This window comes from Subtercola sp. RTI3 (assembly GCF_035018625.1).
GTDB classification, from domain to species: domain Bacteria; phylum Actinomycetota; class Actinomycetes; order Actinomycetales; family Microbacteriaceae; genus Subtercola; species Subtercola vilae.
Map to the genome: position 1 here is coordinate 114,196 of NZ_JASJXO010000003.1, position 18,154 is coordinate 132,349.

An 18,154-nucleotide genomic window follows, 5' to 3' on the forward strand; every position below is an offset into this window, starting at 1 on the left:
GTTCGAGTGGGTGTTCAGCGTTACTTTACAAAAGTCTCATTGCGTTCACAAGGGGTTTCGAGAAACGCGATAAACTCGCTGTATCGAGTGAATTTTAAGCTTGGGTAAACACTCGACAGCGCATGGTCGGTTAGATGAGGATGCTCAGCGGATTCTCGATGCGCTTGACGAACGCCGCGAGCCACTGTGCCGCGAGCGCCCCGTCGAGCACACGGTGATCGGCCGACATCGTCACCGTCATCACCGTCGCCACCGCGAGCTCACCATCGACGACCACCGGGGTCGGCCGCGCCCGGCCCACGGCCAGAATGGCCGACTGGGGCGGGTTGATGATGGCAGAGAACTCGGTGACTCCGAACATGCCGAGGTTCGACACAGCGAAGCTGCCTCCCTCGAGCTCGTGCTGCTTCAGTCGGCCGGCACGCGCCCGTTCGGCGAGTTCGACGACGGCGCGCGCCACCTCCGTGAGCGGCATCCTCTCGACCGATCGCAGCACCGGGGTGACCAGTCCGCCCTCGATCGAGACCGCGACCGACATGTCGACGGTGTGGTAGCGGCGAATGGCCGCGTCGCTCCACGTCGCGTTGGCCTCGGGAACGTCGGTGAAGGCTGCCGCGGCGGCCTTCAGCACGAAGTCGTTCACCGACACCTTCACCGGCGAAGACGCGTTCACCCGGCCCCGTAGCTCGAGCAGGGCGTCGACCTTACAGTCGGCGACGAGGTAGAAGTGCGGCACCGTCGACTTGCTCTCGGTGAGTCGCCGCGCGATCGCGCGGCGCATGCCGGTGTGCGGGATGTCGGTGTAGCCCTCGTCTGACGATGAAGCGGTGGCAGGGGCCGCGGAGGCTGCGGGCGCCGCAGCAGGCGCAGCAGCCACAGCGACCGCAGGAGCGCTGACGACAACCGCAGCAGCAGGCGCTTCGAGGCCGTCTATGTCGCGCCGCACGATGCGGCCACCCGGCCCAGAACCGTTGACCCGAGACAGATCGAGCCCGCGTTCCTTTGCGAGCCTTCGCACGATCGGGCTCACGAACACTCTCCCGCCGGCAGACGCGTCAGCAGACGAGGCGACAGGAGAACCCTGCACCGGGGAAGACTCCGACGGGGGCAACTCGGTCGGGGCATCCTGCAGCACGGGCGTTGCCGCCTCAGGCGCCGTCTCCGGCTCGGGGGCTTCGACGGTGGTCTCGTCGGGGGCCGCCGGAGCCGGGCTCACCTGTTCGCCCGCCACCCCGACCACGGCGATCGGGTCGCCGACGGCGATCGAGTCGCCCTCGAGCACGAGCAGCTCGAGCACAACCCCGCCGGTCTCTGCCGCGTACTCCACGACGGCCTTCTCGGTCTCCACCTCGGCGAACGGCGCACCCACTTCGATCTCGTCGCCGAGCTTCACCAGCCACGTTTGAATCGAGGCCTCTGTCGTGTTGGCCAAAACCTCGGGCATCCGGATGATCGTTGACATCACTTGCCTCCCATTGCCTGTCGTACGCGCTCAAGACCCGCTACGACCTCTTCGGTTCTGGCGATGGCAGCTCGCTCGAGCACCCGAGAGATGCTCGGGCTCGCCTCGCCGCCGGTGACACGCTCGATGGGCTGGTCGAGGTAGTCGAAGAACCGCCGCTGAATCTCATCGGCTAGCCATCCGCCATACGAGGTGCCCTGGGCGCCCTGTTCGACGATCAGCACGGCATTCGTCTTCTTGATGCTCTCGCCCAGTGTCTCCCAGTCGAGGGATGCCCGGTCGAGCCAGCGCAGATCAATCACTTCAGCGTCGATTCCGGTCTGCTCCACCGCTTCGAGGGCGTGGCGCACCATCGACAGGTAGCTGATCACCGTCACATCGCTGCCCTGGCGACGCACTCCGGCCTTGCCGAACGGCAACTGGTAGTCGAGATCTCCGGCCGGAATCTCGTCGGCCTGGGCGTAGAGGTCGACGTGCTCGATGACGAGTACGGGGTCTTGCAGTGCAAGCGCCGCGTTCATCAGACCGATGTAGTCGGCGGCCGTCGACGGAGCGACGATGCGCCACCCCGGGCTGGTGGCGAAGATTCCCGCCGGGTCCATCAGGTGCTGCGAACCGTAGCCCGAGCCCATGGCGATCTTGGTGCGCAGCACCAGCGGCACCGGGTTGACCCCGCCGAACATGTGCCTGGCCTTGCCGATCTGGTTGAAAACCTGGTCGGCGGCCACCCACATGAAGTCGGGGTACATGAATTCCACGACCGGCCGGTACCGCCCGTCGAGCGCCATTCCGCCTCCCAGACCGGCAAAGGCATTTTCGGAGATGGGCGTGCCCAGTACGCGGTCGTCGAACTCCTTCTTGAGGTTCTTCGTGGCACCGTTCGTGCCGCCGGCGAGCTTGTGCACGTCTTCGCCGAGCACCACGATTCGGTCGTCCTGCTCCATGCGCCGGCGCATTACGCCAGACACAGCGTCGACGAACCTCGACTTGGTGAGGGCACCGGTGTAGTCGAGCGGATCGAGGGTGCGGGCATCCGCAAGCTCGCTGGTGTCGCCGCGCACACCCACGTTCACGAAGTCGGTGTCGGGCCACAGGTTGGGCTTGATGCGGCGTTTGCCTTCGGCCTCGGGGTCGGGCTCGACGAGTTCGGCGACCGCCGCCTTCATGGCGGCCTGCGCCTGGGCACGAACGCTCAGAACGCCGGCCTGGTCGATCTGGCCGAGCGTGATCATCTCCTTTGCCACCCGCTCGAGCGGGTCGCGCGCCCGCCATGATGCTTCTTCGTCTTTGCCGCGGTACCCGAACGCGCTTCCCGGGTAGGGGCCGTTCTGATGGAAGAACCGGTAGACCTCAGCCTCGATGACGGTCGGGCCGCCGCCCGAACGCATGATCTCTTCGGCCATGCCGGTGACGAGGTGCACGGCGAGCGGGTCCATTCCGTCGACGCGGAACGACGGGATGCCGAACCCCAGGCCGCGAGCCGAGAGCCGTGGCTCACCCGTCGACTCGGCAACGCTGGTCGAGACGGCGTAGCCGTTGTTCTCGATGAAGAAAGCGAACGGCAGCTTCCACGCCGACGCCAGGTTCATGGTCTCGAGCACGGAGCCGATATTGACGGCCCCATCTCCGAAGTAGCTGATGGTCAGGTCGGTGGTCTTCGCGTGCTTCTGGGCCCAGGCGTTGCCCGCGCCGAGCGGCACTCCGCCGCCGACGATGGCGTTCGTGCCGAGAGCTCCCGCTTCGAACCACTGCAGGTGCATGGATCCCCCGCGACCGGCGCAGTAGCCCTGCGCCAAACCGAGAATCTCAGCGAGTGTGCGCTGCAGCACTGCCTGAACGGGCTCGGTGACGAGGTTCGTGAGATCGAACGACGCGCCGGTGACGTGCGTGAGCGCCTTGGCGAGAAACTGATGGTGACCCCGGTGCGAGCCGTTGATGGCATCGGTCGAGCGCAGACCCACAATCGAGCCGACCGCGCCGCCCTCCTGGCCGATGCTCGAGTGAGCCGGTCCGTGCACGAGACTCTCGCCGGCGAGTTCGAGAACCGTCTCCTCGAAAGCCCGAATGAGGTGCAGCTCTGCCAGCATCGCCGCCAGCAGCTGCGGATCGGCAGCCTTCCAGTCGGCAGCCGTGGTGGTGACCTGAATCCACGGCTCGGCTGGATCCAATCGGCGCTGTTTGGGCATCGTGCCTCTCTCCATTGATGGGGCCTGCACACGCTGAGCGGCGCAGTACAGCAAGAATAGACACACATTGAATCCAATTACAACGTGGTTGCGCCCCAAATACTGGTTTTATGGTGATTTCTGGGTAACAATGGATCCAACAGCAGCATCTCGTTGCTCTAACCACATGACAAGGGAGTCACAGATGGCGCTGCCCGGCCTGCGTGGCACAGAACACATTGGCTTCACCGTGCCCGACCTCGACGAAGCCGACCGTTTCTTCGTCGACATCGTCGGTGCCGAACGGGTGTACTCGCTCGGCCCGTTCGCCCACGAGACGGGTGACTGGATGCTCGAGCACATGAATGTCGACCCCAGAACCGTCATGCGCCGCCTCACGTTCTACCGGGTCGGCACCGGCGCCAACTTCGAGGTATTCGAGTTCGATGCTGCCGACGGTGCGCGCCCCCAACCCCGCAACAGCGACATCGGCGGACACCACCTGGCGTTCTACGTCGACGACCTCGACGCGGCCGTCGACTATCTGAGGGCCAACGACATTCGTATTCTCGGCGAACCGACCGCCTCGGGCAATGCAAGCAGCGGCCAACGCTGGGTGTACTTTCTGAGCCCGTGGGGCATGCAGTTCGAACTGGTCAGCTTTCCCGACGGCAAGGCCTACGAGCGCGACTCGCCCGTTCTGCTCTGGCATCCCGCCCACCCGGCAGAATAGGTCGTGGAAAGAGAGCCATGCCCACAATCACACGAGACGGTATCGCAAGCGCCCGCATCGCGGATTCCCTTCGCGAGGCGATCCTTCGCGGCGAAATCGCGCCCGGCGAACGCATTCGCCAAGAGCAGGTCGCGGCCGACCACGACGCGAGCCGACTGCCGGTGCGCGAGGCGCTTCGCACGCTCGAATCCGAAGGTCTGGTCACCCTCGTCGCCAATACCGGCGCGTGGGTTTCGCACCTCAGCCTCAGCGAGTGCGACGAGTTGTACCAGATACGCGAACGCATCGAGCCGCTGCTACTCGGGTACAGCATCCCGAACCTCGACGAAACGACCATCGCCCGGCTCGACTCGCTGGCTGACGAAATGCAGAACGCGGCCGACGTGGCCCGGTTTCTGCACCTCGATAGAGAATTTCACCTCCTGAGTTACTCGGGGGCCAGCACCCTGCTGCTCGGCGACACCGTCAGCCGCCTGTGGAACCTGACGCAGCACTATCGCCGCGCCTACTCGATGCGGCTCGACCGCGACGGCAACCGAATTCTGCACGACGAACACCACATGCTCGTGCGTGCCATAGAACTGCGCGATGCGGATGACGCGGGCCGGGTGCTGCTCGGCCACATTCGGCGCACGCGGCTCGAGCTCGCTCGCCACCCCGACCTCTTCGAGCTGCGCTGACCGGCGCGCTCACCAACCCGTACCAGAGAAGGATTCCATGGCCATCGCAACTATCAACCCGGCAACCGGCGTCGTCGAGCAGACATTCGAGCCGCACGGGCCTGAAGAGATCGAGCGGCGCATCGCTCTCGCCGACGCGGCCTACCGAGCGCTTCGCCTCACCACCTTCGCCCAGCGGGCCGAATGGATGCGCGCCGCCGCAGACCTCATCGAGGCCGACGTCGACGACGTGGCGCGGTTGCTCACTCTCGAGATGGGCAAGCCTCTCGCGCAGGCACAAGGCGAGACACTGAAGTGCGCCAAGAACATGCGCTACTACGCCGACAATGCCGAAGGCTTTCTCGCGTACGAGGCGCTTGAGAACCCGGCCTCAGTCAATGCCTCAGCCGCCGGCGCCCACTACGAACCGCTCGGCGTGGTGCTGGCCGTCATGCCGTGGAACTACCCGCTCTGGCAGGTCGTTCGCTTCGCGGCACCCGCCCTCATGGCCGGCAACACCGGGCTGCTCAAGCACGCCTCGAACGTGCCCCAGTCGGCGCTCTACCTCGGCTCGCTCTTCGAACGCGCCGGGTTTCCCGACGGATCGTTCACCGCACTGCTGATCGGTTCACGTGAGGTGGAGGCTGTACTCGACGACTGGCGAGTGAAGGCCGTCACCCTCACCGGGTCGGAGCCGGCCGGGCGTTCGGTAGCCTCGATCGCCGGCCGCAACATCAAGAAGGCCGTGCTCGAATTGGGTGGCAGCGACCCGTTCGTCGTGATGCCGAGCGCCGATCTCGAGAAGGCCGTCGCCACGGCCGTCACTGCCCGCACCCAGAACAACGGCCAGTCGTGCATCGCCGGAAAGCGCTTCATCGTGCACACCGAGGTCTACGACGCGTTCGCCCGGCTGTTCACCGAGCAGATGGCCGCTCTTGTTGTGGGCGACCCGTTCGATGCAGCCACCCAGGTGGGCCCGCTCGCCACCGAGTCGGGGCGCGACGACCTGGCCGAGTTGGTCGACGATGCGAAGCTGCATGGCGCGAGCATCCTCACCGGCGGAACCACCCCCGACGGCCCCGGCTGGTTCTACCCGCCGACCGTCGTCGCCGATCTGCACGACGGCATGCGGCTCGTGCTCGAAGAGGCGTTCGGGCCCGTTGCCACGCTGTACAGGGCCGACAGCCGCGAAGAGGCCGCGCGCATTGCGAACCAGACCACGTTCGGGTTGAGTTCGGCGGTGTGGACGACCGACCCCGACGACGAGGAGTACTTCGTCAACGAGCTCGATGCGGGCGCAGTGTTCATCAACGGAATGACGGTGTCGTATCCGGAGCTGCCCTTCGGTGGCATCAAAGATTCGGGGTACGGGCGCGAGTTGGCTGCGGCGGGCATCCGGGAGTTCTGCAACCTGAAGACGGTGTGGAAGGCGTAGCGTCGGTCTGCGGTTGAGAGAGGCAGCCGCCGCTACAGCCTCGCGATACTTTCGATGTCTTCGAGGAACGCCTGCGCCACCTCTGCCGACACGGTAGCCCGGGTGGCGCCGATCGCGGCGAGGTAGTCGGCTGTGCTCGGCCCTGAGATCGCGGCCAGCTCGCGCTCGGGGTAGAGCGCCTTCTCGAGGGCGCTCTGCGAGGCTTTGCGGGCTGCGTACTCGATATCGGCGGGTGAAAAACCCTCTGTGCGTTCGACGAGCGCCCCGAGATCGATTCCGGCCAGGGCCTGGGCCGGAATGTAGCGCGCCCAAATCGACTCACGGGCATCCTCGTCGGGCAGGCCGATGGGAATCACATAGTCGAACCGGCCGTGCCGCAGAAACGCCGTGTCGAGCGACCGGATGAAGTTCGTCGCACACACCAGAAGCCGGTTCGGCTGGTCGCGGAACGTCGGGATGATCTTCAGCAGCTCATTCGTCACGCCCTGCATGGCCGACGGCGGTTCCCCGCCGCGTTGCACGGCAATCTCCTCGACCTCGTCGATGAACACCACTGCGTGTTCGAGGTCGGCGATCTTGGTGAACGTCTCACGCAGCGCCCCCGCGAGCCCGGCCGGGTCTGACGCGAGCCGCGACGGAAACACCTCGACGAACGACCATTCGAGCCGCGACGCGATGGCGCGGGCGAACGTGGTCTTGCCTGTTCCGGGCGGCCCGAACAGCACCACGGCGCTCGGCGGCACGACCCCGAACTGCTCGGCGAGGTCACTGTTCGCGAGAGGCATCACGAGGCGACGTTCGAGCAGTTCCTTCTCTTTCTGCATGCCGCCGATGGCCGTCCACAACCCGCGGGGCAGCACGCGGCCGCCCAGCTCCGACAGCGCGCTCAGCTCGTTGCGCTGCACGGGAATGCGCCGCTCGAGGTAGAGCAGGTTCTTTTTGGTCTCGAACCCCTGCTCGCTGAACGCATCGACCGGAACCGTGGTCTCAGGCAGCAGTACCGAGAGCTTCGACAGCCCGAGCGGCGCCATGCGTTTCTCGAGTGCGGCGAGCAGGGCTCCCCCGACCCCCTGACGCTGGTACGCGGGCGCGGTCGAGAGAAAGACGATCCAGCCCTGCGCGTGCGCGGCGCGACCGACTGCGGCTCCGATCACCACGTCGTCTAACACCGCAACCACCGCGTGGTCTTGCTGGCACGAGGCCAACACCTCGGGCAGGCTGTACACCGGCTCGGTCTGAGCTCGGCGCATGTCTTCCCAGAGGCGCAGAATACTGTCGATGTCGTCGGGGTGAAAGTCCCTGATTCGCACGTTGGTCACGGGATGGAAGCTATCAGCGTTTCTGGCGCGTCGACCAGAGCGAGACCGCAATGAGTACCGGCTGGCCGAGCAGCCTGAGCGCGCGCTTGCGGTCGGTGTCGAGCCCGAACGCGTCGCGGTGATGGATGAGCTGGGCGATGTTGCCCGGGAACACCGCCGCAAAGAACCCCGCCGCAACCGCCCCGACGGCCTCGCGGTGGGTGCGGGCGAACAGCAGCGCGGCCCCCAGCGTGATCTCGGCCACCCCCGAGGCCAGCACGGTGGTGTCTTCGGGCAGCGGAACGAACTTCGGCACCTGCGCGCGAAAATCGTCACGCGCGAAGGTGAGGTGGCTCGTGCCCGCGAACACCAGGGCGCTGCCGAGCAGAATGCGGGCGAGCGTGCGCGAGGTCGATCGTGTCTTCGTGGTGGTCATGGCGGCATCCCATCGTTCGGCCGAAACTGCTTCGTCGTTCCATTCTCGTACGCCGTCGCGGTGTCGGGGCGCGCGGCAGAATGGGGGGATGCCTACTGCCGACGAACTACTGGGGGCCGGGGTCGCTCTGCGCCTGGCCGAGGTGATGGGGCGCGCGGTGCCGGGCAACGGGTTCGCAGCGACCTCGGCGAGCGTGGCCGAGTTGGGGCCGCTGAGCCTCCGCCAGCGCAGTGACCTGCTGAAAGACGCGTTGCTGAGCGACCTGCCGGGGTCGGCCGCCGCGCTCGACGCGGCGATCCGCAGCGCTCTGTCCGACGCCGCGTTCACCGGGTGGATGATCTGGCCGGTCACCGAGGCCGTCACCTCCCGCGCGCTCGAGGCCCGCACAGGGTTCGAGGGCGGGAGCAGGGGCGGCAGCGGCAGCGGCAGCGGCAGCAGCGCCGACGCAGACTCCACGTTCGACGCCGCGATGGTGCTGCTGGCCGACCTCACACCGCGTCTGACGGCGGAGTTCGCGATCAGGCCGCTGCTCGAAGCCGATCTGGGGCGGGCGCTGCCGATCATCCGGAGCTGGAGCCAGAGCCCGAACGAACACGTGCGCCGGCTCGCCAGCGAGGGTACGCGCGCTTTTCTCCCGTGGGCGAAAAGGGTGCAGGCGCTGCTCGCGCAACCCGAGAGCACGCTGCCCATCATCACCGCGCTCTACCGCGACGAGAGCGAGTACGTGCGCCGGTCGGTGGCAAACCACCTCAACGACCTGAGCCGACAGAACCCCGACCTGGCGGCGCGGGTGGCGGCGGAATGGATGCATTCGCCCGACCAGAACACGCCGAAACTGGTTCGGCACGCCATGCGCTCCCTCATCAAGAAGGGGCACCCGGCCGCCCTCGCACTGTTCGGGTTCGCTGAGGCGCACGGTGTCGAGGTCTCGGGTTTGACGCTCGGGGCTTCAGCGGTGGCGGTCGGCGGCGAGCTGCCCTTCGCCGTGACCCTCACGAACCCGACGGCGGCGCCGGTGAAACTCGTGGTCGACTACATTGTTCACCACCGCAAGGCGAACGGCTCGCAGACCGCGAAGGTGTTCAAGCTGCAGGCTCTGACTCTGGATGCTCTGCAATCGGTCACCCTCACACGCCGCCACTCGTTCAAACGCATCACCACTCGCGTGTACCACCCGAGCGCGCACGCTATCGAGGTTCAGGTCAACGGATCCGCCTCCGGGCGCTCAGCCTTCACCCTCACCGCCGACTGACGCCGCGCGCCGCCCGCGCCGCCTCGCGCCGCACTGCGCGGCCCCGCGCCGCCCCGCGAGACGCTACGCGGTGAGCGCCGCGCGCAGCCGAGCGCTGGCGGTCTGCATGTGCTCGGTCATCGCGCGACCGACAGCGGCCGCGTCGCCCGAGACGAGCGCACGGTAGACGGCCTCGTGTTCGGCGAGCGCCGCCTCAGCCTGGGGGCGATCGCGCAGACCCCGTTCCACCCACACCCTCAGCAGTGCCCGGATGCTCTGCAGCAGGTTGTTCAGAACCTCATTGTCAGCCGCCACGGCGATCTCCACGTGAAAACGCACGTCGGCGTCGATGAAGGCTGTGAGATCATCCATCGAATCGCGCATGGTGTCGACGAACGATTTGAGGCGCGCGAGCTGGGGCGCCGTGAGCCGTTCGGCGGCGAGGAGGGCCGCGGTGACCTCGAGCGACGAACGCACCTCGATGAGCTCGCGGGTGCGGGTCTCGCCCACCATCAGGCCCCAGCTGAGAGATTCGGGCAGCAGCTCGGAGGCGCTGCCGCGGAGGTACGTACCCGAGCCTGGACGCACTTCGACAATGCCGAGAATCTCGAGGGCGGCGAGGGTTTCGCGCACGGCCGACCGGCCGATTTTCAGCGTCGCGGCGAGTTGACGCTCGGGCGGTAGCCGCGTGCCGGGCTCGATGTTGCCGCTGGTGAAGAATTCGAGCATCTGCCGGGCGATCTCGGGCACGGTATTGCCGGGAGCGAATCGGCCGAGCGCCTCACTGATGCGATCAGTGGACTCGTCGGAGTAGGCAGGCATAGCTCGAAGGCTATCAATTGCGGGGCGCCCAGCACGCCGTGCGAGGCTGACCCGGAAGCCAAATTCACTCCTTTTTGGTCAACCGGTTGACAGGTTGACCAATTTGTTTGCATACTGGTGTTCAGAACCGAGCCTGGCGAGAGCCAGCCACCCGACATCCGGCCGTGGGCGACGTTCGAAACAGTGTTGTTGCGAATCAGAACCCAGAAGGAGTCAAAGTGGACACCCCCCTTGTCACCCATTTAGAAGAATCAGCGCTCGAGAAATCAACCATTCGTAAGGTCGCCTTTCGGGTCGTACCGTTCGTCGCGTTGATGTTCTTCATCAACTACCTCGACCGCACGGCGGTCGGCTTCGCCGCACCGAACGGCATGAACACCGACCTCGGCCTCACCGCCGCGCAGTTCGGTTTCGCCTCTGGCGTGTTCTTCATCGGCTACATTTTGCTCGAAGTGCCCAGCAACGTGGCGCTGGTTCGCTTCGGCGCCCGCCGCTGGCTCGCCCGCATCATGGTCTCGTGGGGCATCGTCGCCACCCTCTTCACCTGGGTGCAGAACTTCGAGCAGCTCACCGTTCTGCGCTTCCTGCTCGGCGTCGCTGAGGCCGGCTTCTTTCCCGGTGCGATTCTCTTTCTGAGCCTCTGGGTGCCGTCGAAGCACCGCAGCAAGATTCTGGCGCTCTTCTACATCGCCCAGCCCCTCACCTCCGTCATCGGGGCCCCGCTCGCCGGCGTGTTGCTGCAGACCCACGGCGTGTTCGGCCTCGAGGGCTGGCGTTTCATGTACCTCGTCGTGGCTATTCCGGCCATCGTGGTGGGCATCATCGCCTGGTTCTACCTGACCAGCCCGAAAGACGCCAAGTGGCTCACCGGCCCCGAACGCGAATGGCTGCTGACCAGCCTCGACGATGAGAACATCGCCAAAGAGAAGGCCGAAGCCGCCAAAGCCAAGGCAGGCGCCAAGAAAGCCAGCACCTTCAGCGCCCTCAAGATGGGCCGGGTCTGGATGCTCGCCTTCATCTACTTCGGATTCATCTACGGCCTCTATGCCCTGGCCTTCTTCCTGCCCACGATCATCGACGGGTTCCAGGCCACGGCCGGCGTCAAGTTCGACTTCATTCAGAAGGGCCTGATCACGGCCATCCCATACCTGCCGGCGGCCTTCGTGCTGTATTTCTGGTCGCGTGACGCCACGCGCCGTGGCGTGAAGACGTGGCACATCGCGATTCCCGCCCTGGTCGGTGGCGTGAGCATCCCGATCGCCCTGCTCGCCGGTTCACCCATCGCGACGATCGCCATCATCACCGTGACGGCCTGCGCGATCTTCGCTGCCCTGCCGAACTTCTGGACCGTTCCCACCCAATTCCTGACCGGCGTCGCCGCCGCGGCAGGCATCGCCCTCATCAACACCATCGGCAACCTCGCCGGCTTCTCGGCGCCGTTCATCACCGGCTGGGTGCACGACTGGACAGGTAGCTACATCGTGCCGATGTTCATCGTCGGTGGCTTCATGCTGCTCTCAGCCCTGCTCATGGTGCTCCTCGCCCGCAGTGGCCGCGTTCAGGCCTCTGGCCTCGTGAACCAGCCCGACCTGGCAGCGCAGCTGCACTGACACCCGGCTCACCCGCACAGAAAGAACGCTCATGACACGCCTGTTCAATGAACCGTCACAGTTCGCCGACGAACTCGTCAAAGGGTTCGTGGCGGCCAACAGCCAGTGGGTTCGCCCGGTCGCTGGCGGCGTCGTACGCCGCGCGCCCACCGTCGAGGGCCAGACGGCCGTCGTCGTGGGCGGCGGCTCTGGCCACTACCCCGCGTTCGGCGGAATCGTCGGCCCCGGGCTCGCCCACGGGGCCGCCATGGGCAACCTGTTCGCCTCCCCTTCTGCCCAGCAGGTTCACTCGGTCGCGGTGGCGGCCGAGAACCGCGGCGGCGTTCTGCTCACGTTCGGCAACTACGCCGGCGACGTGCTGAACTTCGCCACCGCCGAGGCACGGTTGAACTCCGAAGGCATCGTCACGCGCACGGTGGTCGTCACCGATGACATCTCGAGCGCGCCGGTGGGCCAAGAGCACAAGCGCCGGGGCATCGCCGGCGATCTCACCGTCTTCAAGGCCGCCGCCGCGGCTGCGGAGGCCGGCTATTCGCTCGACGAGGTCGTGCGCGTGGCAACCGAGGCGAACGACCGCACCCGCAGCATCGGCGTCGCCTTCTCGGGCTGCACCCTGCCCGGCCAGACCGAGCCGCTCTTCACTGTTCCTGCGGGCCGCATGGCGGTCGGCATGGGCATCCACGGAGAGCCCGGAATCGCCGAGACCGACGTGCCCACCGCGAACGAACTCGCCGAGCTTCTCGTGTCTAGTCTGCTTGCCGAGCTTCCCCCGAGCATCGCTACGGCTCAGGATGCCCGGGCCGCTGTCATTCTGAACGGACTCGGCTCCGTCAAATACGAAGAACTCTTCGTGGTCTACGGCCGCGTGGCCGAACTGCTCGAAGCGGCCGGAATCACCGTCGTGGAGCCCGAGGTCGGCGAACTCGTCACGAGCTTCGACATGGCCGGCGTCTCGCTCACCCTGTTCTGGCTGAACGACGAACTCGAGGGCTTCTGGCGCGCCGGAGCCGACACCCCCGCCTATAAGAAGGGGCGGGTCGGTTCACCAAGCAGCGCTTCCACTGCCGCTTCCACCGCCGACACACAGTCATTCGCCGAGGCCGACCGGCTGACGCTGGCGGCCGAGACCGCGGCGAGCCTGCCCACCGAACTGCCGGATTCGTCTGATGCCTCACGCGACGCCGCCCTGGCGATCGCCGACGCCATCGAAGCCATCGCCGAGGTGATCGACGAACACGCCGACGAGCTCGGCCGCATCGACGCCGTTGCCGGCGACGGCGACCACGGCATCGGAATGCAGCGCGGCTCCCGAGCCGCAGCCACCGCCGCCCGGTCGGCAGCGCTGAACGGTGCCGGTGCGCTCAGCGCACTTTCACTGGCGGGCGACGCCTGGGCCGACCGCGCCGGGGGAACCTCTGGCGCACTCTGGGGCCTCGCCCTGCAGAGCGTGGGCGCGGCCCTCGGCAACACGACCGAGGTGACCGGCAGCGCCGTGGCCACGGGTGTGAGCGACGCGGTTTCGGGCATCCAGTCGTTCGGTAAAGCCGTTGTGGGCGACAAGACGATGGTCGACGCCATGGTGCCGTTCACCGAACGGCTGAGCCGAGAGGTGAACGCAGGAGGCGACCTCGTGACGAGTTGGCGCGCCGCCGCCGAGGTCGCGACCGCTGCAGCCGCCGGCACGGCAGACCTGCTGCCGCGCATGGGCCGCGCCCGCCCGCACGCCGAGAAGAGCCTGGGCACGCCCGACGCCGGGGCGCACTCGTTCGCGCTCATCGTGGTGCGCGTCGGCGAGGTGCTGGCCAGCCGGCACTCCGAATTCGCCTGACCCGCCCACACCCCCGAACCTGACCCACCCACCGCCCCACCCGAGGAGAACCCCATGAGCACCACACCGCTTCGCATAGTCATCGGAGCCGACGACGCCGGCTTCGAGTACAAAGAGGCCCTCAAGAAAGACCTCGAAGCGAACCCGCTGGTCGCCTCGGTCATCGACGTCGGCGTCGACGCCGAGAGCCACACGGCATACCCGCATGTCGCCATCGCGGCCGCCGAAATGGTCGCGGCCGGCACCGCCGACCGCGCGCTGCTGGTGTGCGGAACCGGCCTCGGCATGGCCATCGCCGCCAACAAGGTCGAGGGCATCCGTGCCGTCACCGCACACGACAGCTTCTCGGTCGAGCGCGGCATTCTCTCGAACAACGCCCAGGTACTCGCGTTCGGCCAGCGCGTCGTGGGCATCGAGCTCGCCCGCCGCCTCGCCCGCGAATGGCTGACCTACACGTTCGACGAGACCAGTGCTTCAAACGACAAGGTCTGCGCCATCAACGACTACGAAACCGCCCGCGCCGGGGCCTGAACACCATGACCCGCACTCTTCCCGCCGTCACCGTCGGTGTGAGTACCAAGATGTACTTCTCATATGAGAGGTCGCTCGCGTACGCGCGATCGGTGGCCGAGATCGCCGCAGAGCACCCTGCGGTGCAGAGCGGAGCCGTCGAGGTGTTCGTCATTCCCACCTATCCGGCCCTCGCCGAGACCGTGCGCATTCTCGAACGCACACCCGTTCGTGTGGGTGCCCAAGACATCGCGACCGCCGACTCCGGCGCGTTCACAGGCGAGGTGAGCGGCGCCGTGCTGGCCGAGATCGGCTGCACCCTCGCCGAGGTGGGCCACGCCGAACGACGCCGACTCTTCGGCGAAACCGACCTCGTGACACGCGACAAGACCCAGGCAGCGCTTCGCAACGGTCTGACCCCCGTGCTCTGCATCGGCGAACGGATGCCCGGCAGCACCGATGCGGCTGTCGACGAATGCGTCGACCAGCTCACCTCTGCCCTCGCCGGAACGCCCGAAGGCAGCGACCTCGTCGTGGCCTACGAACCGCACTGGGCCATCGGGGCCCCCGACCCCGCTCCCGCCTGGCACATCGTGGAGGTCTGCCGGGGCCTTCGTGCGCACCTGGCCTCCGACCAGCGACTCGCCTCCTTTCGCGTGATCTACGGCGGCAGCGCGGGCCCCGGCCTCCTCGGCCAGCTCGGCACCGCCGTCGATGGCCTGTTTCTCGGCCGGTACGCCCACGACCCCGCCGCACTGGCGACCGTCATCGACGAGGCGGCAGCGCTCGCTGCGGTGCGTGCCGGGAGCCCGGCATGAGCATCGGCCTCAGCACCTATGCGTTCTTCTGGCAGTGGCAGCCCACCCTGCCGAATCCGCTCAGCCTCGACGACATGCTCGAGGCGACGGCGGCACTCGGCGTCACGGTTTTCCAGATCTGCGACTACTCCGCCATCGAGTCCTTCGACGACGAACAGCTCGCCGACGTGCGCGAACGAGCGGATGCCCTCGGCATCGAGCTCGAACTGGGCACTCGGGGCGTGCATCCGGCACACCTGCAGCGCTACCTCACGCTCGCGGCCAAGCTCAACGTTCACCTCGTGCGTTCGATGCTGTACTCGGCGACCAGCCGGCCCACCCCGGCCGAGGCCGTCGAGCAGTTGCGCGAGGTGGCCGTCGAGTACGAGGCAGCCGGAGTCGCACTCGCGCTCGAGACATACGAGCAGGTGTCGAGCACGGTTCTCGTCGAGATCGTCGCGGCCGTCGGCAACCCCGTCGTTGGCATCTGCAGCGACCCAGCGAACTGCGTGGCGGCGCTCGAGCTGCCCGCCGACGTGATTGCGCGCGTCGCGCCCTTCGTGAACAACATGCACATCAAAGACTTCGCGTTCACCCGCCAGGAGGGCTGGGTGGGCTTCTCGCTCGTCGGGGCCCCGATGGGCGAAGGCCTGCTCGACTACGACGCGATGGTTGCCGCCATCGAACCGGATGCCCGGGGAATCAACCAGATCATCGAACACTGGCTGCCCTGGCAGGGCGATGCCGCTACGACCCGCGACCTAGAGGCCGCATGGACTGCACACAACGTGCACTATCTAAGGAGCAGAAACTCATGAACGCACCACTGAACCTCGAGAACCTCACCATTGCGGTCATCGGCGCCGGCGGCAAAATGGGCATGCGCGTCTCGAACAACCTGCAGAAGACCGCACACACCGTCTACTACGCCGAGAACGGCGCGGCCGGCCAGGAGCGCGTGCTCGCCACGGGCCGCACCCTCACCGACACGGCCATCGCCGTCGTCGACGCCGATGTTGTGGTGCTGGCCGTACCCGACATCGCGCTCGGCGCCGTGTCTGCTGCAGTCGTGCCCGAGCTGAAGACGGGCGCCATTCTGCTGACGCTCGACCCGGCCGCTGCCTACGCGAACCTGCTGTTCCAGCGCGACGACATCGAATACGCCGTGGCGCACCCGTGCCACCCGTCTGTGTTCCTCGAGCGCCACACGCCCGAAGAGTACGCCGACACGTTCGGCGGAATCGCTGCGCCCCAAGACGTGGTTGCAGCCATCGAATCGGGCGACGCCGACAAGCAGATCGTGGCTGAAACGGTCATCCGGGTCATCTACGCACCCGTCATCGATGTGCACTGGGTCACCGTGAAGCAGCTCGCCTACCTCGAGCCCACGCTGGTCGAAACGGTGGCCTGCATGATCGGGTCGCTGCTCAACGAGGCGCTCAAAGAGACCATCGAGACGGTGGGTGTGCCCGCCGCCGCCGCCCGCGCCATGCTGCTCGGCCACACGCAGGTCGCCCTCGCGAACACGCTGAAGGGCGACAACCCGTTCTCTGACGCGTGCCTCATCGCCATGGACTACGGCCGCGAGATGATCATCAAAGAGAACTGGAAAGACATCTTCAACGACCAGCAGCTCGACCTGGTCATCGCGCGCATGCTGCACCTCGACGCAGTCGAGCACTGACCCTCTGCCCTCAGGGGCCCGCCACCGGCATCCATCCAGCCGGCCGCGGGCCCTTTCTCGTGGGCTGATTCACGCACTCAGGCAAGGTCGAATACTCTAGAGCGACTTCGAAAACAAAGGATCCTCCGTGACGACACTTCCCCGACTGGTCGCATTCGACCTCGACGACACCCTCGCCCCGTCGAAATCCCCCCTCGACCCCGCGATGGCCGAGCTGTTGGTGCGCCTCCTCGACACCGTTGAGGTGTGCATCATCTCGGGCGGGCAGATCTCCCAGTTCCGGTCGCAGGTCATCGAGAACCTCACAGATGCCAGCCCCGAAGCGCTCTCGCACTTGCACCTGATGCCCACCTGCGGCACCCAGTACTACCTGTACCAAAACGAAGCGTGGAACCAGATCTACGCCGAGAACCTCACAGAAGACGAGAAGGCGCGTGCGCTCGAGGTCGTCGAGCGCGTGGCCCGCTCGCTCGGCTACTGGGAGTCTGAGACCTGGGGCCCCATCCTCGAAGACCGCGGCTCGCAGATCACCTTCTCGGCCCTCGGCCAGGCTGCGCCGGTCTCGGCGAAGACCGCGTGGGACACGACCGGTGAGAAGAAGAACGCCCTGCGCGAAGCCGTTCAGGCCGAACTGCCCGACCTCGAGGTGCGTTCGGGCGGGTCGACCTCTGTCGACATCACCCGCCAGGGCATCGACAAGGCCTACGGAATGAACAAGCTCGCCGAGCTCACGGGCATCCCGCTCGACGACATGATCTTCGTGGGCGACCGTCTCGACCCGGCCGGCAACGACTACCCGGTCAAGGCCATGGGCGTAAAGTGCGTGGCCGTCGAAGGCTGGCACGACACCGCCGCCTACCTCGAGAAGCTCATCCCCGAGCTGCAGGCGGCCGCCGCCGCGCGCTGAGCGGTCGCGGCCGATCTCGCGGGTCGGCCGCACTCGGGTGTCGCTCATCGGGCGGCGCGTAGGCTTGAAGTGTCATGATGCTTCCGGATGCCCAGCTGCTGCAACTCGAACAGCTGCTGCTCGCCCAACGCAGCTCGCTCGACACCGAACTGGCTCGCCTCACGATGTCGCTCGACGGGGTTCGCGCGGCCCGCGGTGACGCGACCGCCGACGATGAGCACGACCCCGACGGCACTCCGCTCTCGGCCGAGTGGTCGCGCATCGCTGGGGTGCACGCCGAGCTCGTAGAGCGCTCTGACGCTGTCGACCGCGCGCTCGCCCGCCTGCGCCCGCCGCCCGACGGCTCGACTCCCGGCACTGCGTACGCCACCTCGCCCAGCGCCCCGTCTGGCGGCCCGTCTGGCGGCGGCCCGTCTGGCATTCAGTCCGGCACCCCGTACGGAACGTGCGCCCACTGCGGCGGCCCAATCGGCTTTGCGCGCCTCGAAGCTCTGCCTGACGCTGACCTCTGCATCACCTGCGCCGAATCCGCCACCCGCCGCCCACGCCGCTGACCCCCTGTCTCTTATACACATCT

The 18,154-nt window shown here is 66.8% G+C and carries 17 protein-coding genes; 12 read left to right on the forward strand and 5 right to left on the reverse strand.

The features are described 5' to 3' along the window. Positions 1–130: 130 nt before the first annotated feature. Both QN358_RS02570 and QN358_RS02575 read right to left on the reverse strand, forming a co-directional pair. Entirely contained in the window at positions 131–1,462 is a 1,332-nt protein-coding gene (locus QN358_RS02570) for a dihydrolipoamide acetyltransferase family protein (protein ID WP_323511494.1), read from the reverse strand. Further along, a complete protein-coding gene (locus QN358_RS02575) occupies positions 1,462–3,648 on the reverse strand; it encodes an alpha-ketoacid dehydrogenase subunit alpha/beta (protein WP_136641368.1) in 2,187 nt (728 codons plus the stop codon). Before QN358_RS02575 ends, QN358_RS02570 begins: the two co-directional genes overlap by 1 nt. Positions 3,649–3,814: 166 nt before the next feature. On the opposite strand from QN358_RS02575, the gene QN358_RS02580 reads away from it, so the two are divergent. From QN358_RS02580 to QN358_RS02590, 3 genes are read left to right on the forward strand one after another with little or no spacing between them, the layout of a single operon-like run. Next, entirely contained in the window at positions 3,815–4,360 is a 546-nt protein-coding gene (locus tag QN358_RS02580) for a VOC family protein (protein ID WP_237280284.1), read from the forward strand. 17 nt (positions 4,361–4,377) lie between these two features. Further along, positions 4,378–5,040, forward strand: coding sequence for a GntR family transcriptional regulator (locus QN358_RS02585; RefSeq protein WP_136641367.1), 663 nt, complete (start codon positions 4,378–4,380; stop codon positions 5,038–5,040). Between the two features lie 37 nt (positions 5,041–5,077). Then, entirely contained in the window at positions 5,078–6,454 is a 1,377-nt protein-coding gene (locus tag QN358_RS02590) for an NADP-dependent succinic semialdehyde dehydrogenase (protein WP_136641366.1), read from the forward strand. A 32-nt stretch (positions 6,455–6,486) separates the two neighbouring features. Here the strand turns inward: QN358_RS02590 and QN358_RS02595 are convergent, their stop codons facing one another. Both QN358_RS02595 and QN358_RS02600 read right to left on the reverse strand, forming a co-directional pair. Continuing rightward, on the reverse strand, positions 6,487–7,773 hold the full coding sequence (locus QN358_RS02595) for an ATP-binding protein (RefSeq protein WP_136641365.1): 1,287 nt from the start codon (positions 7,771–7,773) through the stop codon (positions 6,487–6,489). A 13-nt stretch (positions 7,774–7,786) separates the two neighbouring features. Then, a complete protein-coding gene (locus tag QN358_RS02600; protein WP_136641364.1) occupies positions 7,787–8,188 on the reverse strand; it encodes a MauE/DoxX family redox-associated membrane protein in 402 nt (133 codons plus the stop codon). An 88-nt stretch (positions 8,189–8,276) separates the two neighbouring features. Here QN358_RS02600 and QN358_RS02605 point away from each other — a divergent pair, with 88 nt between their 5' ends. Beyond that, on the forward strand, positions 8,277–9,440 hold the full coding sequence (locus tag QN358_RS02605) for a DNA alkylation repair protein (protein WP_323511495.1): 1,164 nt from the start codon (positions 8,277–8,279) through the stop codon (positions 9,438–9,440). A 63-nt stretch (positions 9,441–9,503) separates the two neighbouring features. Here QN358_RS02605 and QN358_RS02610 read toward each other — a convergent pair whose 3' ends face one another. Beyond that, positions 9,504–10,241, reverse strand: a complete 738-nt coding sequence (locus QN358_RS02610) for a FadR/GntR family transcriptional regulator (RefSeq protein WP_323511496.1) — start codon at positions 10,239–10,241, stop codon at positions 9,504–9,506. A gap of 218 nt (positions 10,242–10,459) precedes the next feature. Between QN358_RS02610 and QN358_RS02615 the strand changes: the two genes are divergently transcribed. The 8 genes from QN358_RS02615 to QN358_RS02650 all read left to right on the forward strand — a co-directional run bounded on the left by QN358_RS02615 (position 10,460) and on the right by QN358_RS02650 (position 18,131). Further along, on the forward strand, positions 10,460–11,851 hold the full coding sequence (locus QN358_RS02615; RefSeq protein WP_416351949.1) for an MFS transporter: 1,392 nt from the start codon (positions 10,460–10,462) through the stop codon (positions 11,849–11,851). A gap of 31 nt (positions 11,852–11,882) precedes the next feature. Beyond that, a complete protein-coding gene (locus tag QN358_RS02620) occupies positions 11,883–13,679 on the forward strand; it encodes a dihydroxyacetone kinase family protein (protein ID WP_136641361.1) in 1,797 nt (598 codons plus the stop codon). 54 nt (positions 13,680–13,733) lie between these two features. Beyond that, on the forward strand, positions 13,734–14,210 hold the full coding sequence (locus tag QN358_RS02625) for a ribose-5-phosphate isomerase (protein ID WP_323511497.1): 477 nt from the start codon (positions 13,734–13,736) through the stop codon (positions 14,208–14,210). A 5-nt stretch (positions 14,211–14,215) separates the two neighbouring features. Beyond that, the gene (locus QN358_RS02630; RefSeq protein WP_136643833.1) at positions 14,216–15,007 is read left to right on the forward strand and encodes a triose-phosphate isomerase family protein; all 792 of its coding nucleotides are present in this window, start codon (positions 14,216–14,218) and stop codon (positions 15,005–15,007) included. After that, complete coding sequence (locus QN358_RS02635) at positions 15,004–15,804, forward strand: sugar phosphate isomerase/epimerase family protein (protein ID WP_136643832.1); 801 nt, start codon at positions 15,004–15,006, stop codon at positions 15,802–15,804. Before QN358_RS02630 ends, QN358_RS02635 begins: the two co-directional genes overlap by 4 nt. After that, positions 15,801–16,670: a phosphogluconate dehydrogenase C-terminal domain-containing protein gene (locus QN358_RS02640; RefSeq protein ID WP_323511498.1), complete on the forward strand. Its 870-nt coding sequence runs from the start codon at positions 15,801–15,803 to the stop codon at positions 16,668–16,670. Before QN358_RS02635 ends, QN358_RS02640 begins: the two co-directional genes overlap by 4 nt. A gap of 127 nt (positions 16,671–16,797) precedes the next feature. Continuing rightward, positions 16,798–17,577: an HAD-IIB family hydrolase gene (locus tag QN358_RS02645; protein WP_323511499.1), complete on the forward strand. Its 780-nt coding sequence runs from the start codon at positions 16,798–16,800 to the stop codon at positions 17,575–17,577. Between the two features lie 74 nt (positions 17,578–17,651). Further along, positions 17,652–18,131: a TraR/DksA C4-type zinc finger protein gene (locus QN358_RS02650; RefSeq protein ID WP_323511500.1), complete on the forward strand. Its 480-nt coding sequence runs from the start codon at positions 17,652–17,654 to the stop codon at positions 18,129–18,131. Positions 18,132–18,154 lie beyond the last annotated feature (23 nt).

Excerpts from the sequence above, each read along its gene's own strand:
- QN358_RS02570 (WP_323511494.1), bottom strand. The coding sequence starts at position 1,462 with ATGTCAACGATCATCCGGATGCCCGAGGTTTTGGCCAACACGACAGAG.
- QN358_RS02575 (WP_136641368.1), bottom strand. The coding sequence starts at position 3,648 with ATGCCCAAACAGCGCCGATTGGATCCAGCCGAGCCGTGGATTCAGGTC.
- QN358_RS02580 (WP_237280284.1), top strand. The coding sequence starts at position 3,815 with ATGACAAGGGAGTCACAGATGGCGCTGCCCGGCCTGCGTGGCACAGAA.
- QN358_RS02585 (WP_136641367.1), top strand. The coding sequence starts at position 4,378 with ATGCCCACAATCACACGAGACGGTATCGCAAGCGCCCGCATCGCGGAT.
- QN358_RS02590 (WP_136641366.1), top strand. The coding sequence starts at position 5,078 with ATGGCCATCGCAACTATCAACCCGGCAACCGGCGTCGTCGAGCAGACA.
- QN358_RS02600 (WP_136641364.1), bottom strand. The coding sequence starts at position 8,188 with ATGACCACCACGAAGACACGATCGACCTCGCGCACGCTCGCCCGCATT.
- QN358_RS02605 (WP_323511495.1), top strand. The coding sequence starts at position 8,277 with ATGCCTACTGCCGACGAACTACTGGGGGCCGGGGTCGCTCTGCGCCTG.
- QN358_RS02610 (WP_323511496.1), bottom strand. The coding sequence starts at position 10,241 with ATGCCTGCCTACTCCGACGAGTCCACTGATCGCATCAGTGAGGCGCTC.
- QN358_RS02620 (WP_136641361.1), top strand. The coding sequence starts at position 11,883 with ATGACACGCCTGTTCAATGAACCGTCACAGTTCGCCGACGAACTCGTC.
- QN358_RS02625 (WP_323511497.1), top strand. The coding sequence starts at position 13,734 with ATGAGCACCACACCGCTTCGCATAGTCATCGGAGCCGACGACGCCGGC.
- QN358_RS02630 (WP_136643833.1), top strand. The coding sequence starts at position 14,216 with ATGACCCGCACTCTTCCCGCCGTCACCGTCGGTGTGAGTACCAAGATG.
- QN358_RS02635 (WP_136643832.1), top strand. The coding sequence starts at position 15,004 with ATGAGCATCGGCCTCAGCACCTATGCGTTCTTCTGGCAGTGGCAGCCC.
- QN358_RS02640 (WP_323511498.1), top strand. The coding sequence starts at position 15,801 with ATGAACGCACCACTGAACCTCGAGAACCTCACCATTGCGGTCATCGGC.
- QN358_RS02650 (WP_323511500.1), top strand. The coding sequence starts at position 17,652 with ATGATGCTTCCGGATGCCCAGCTGCTGCAACTCGAACAGCTGCTGCTC.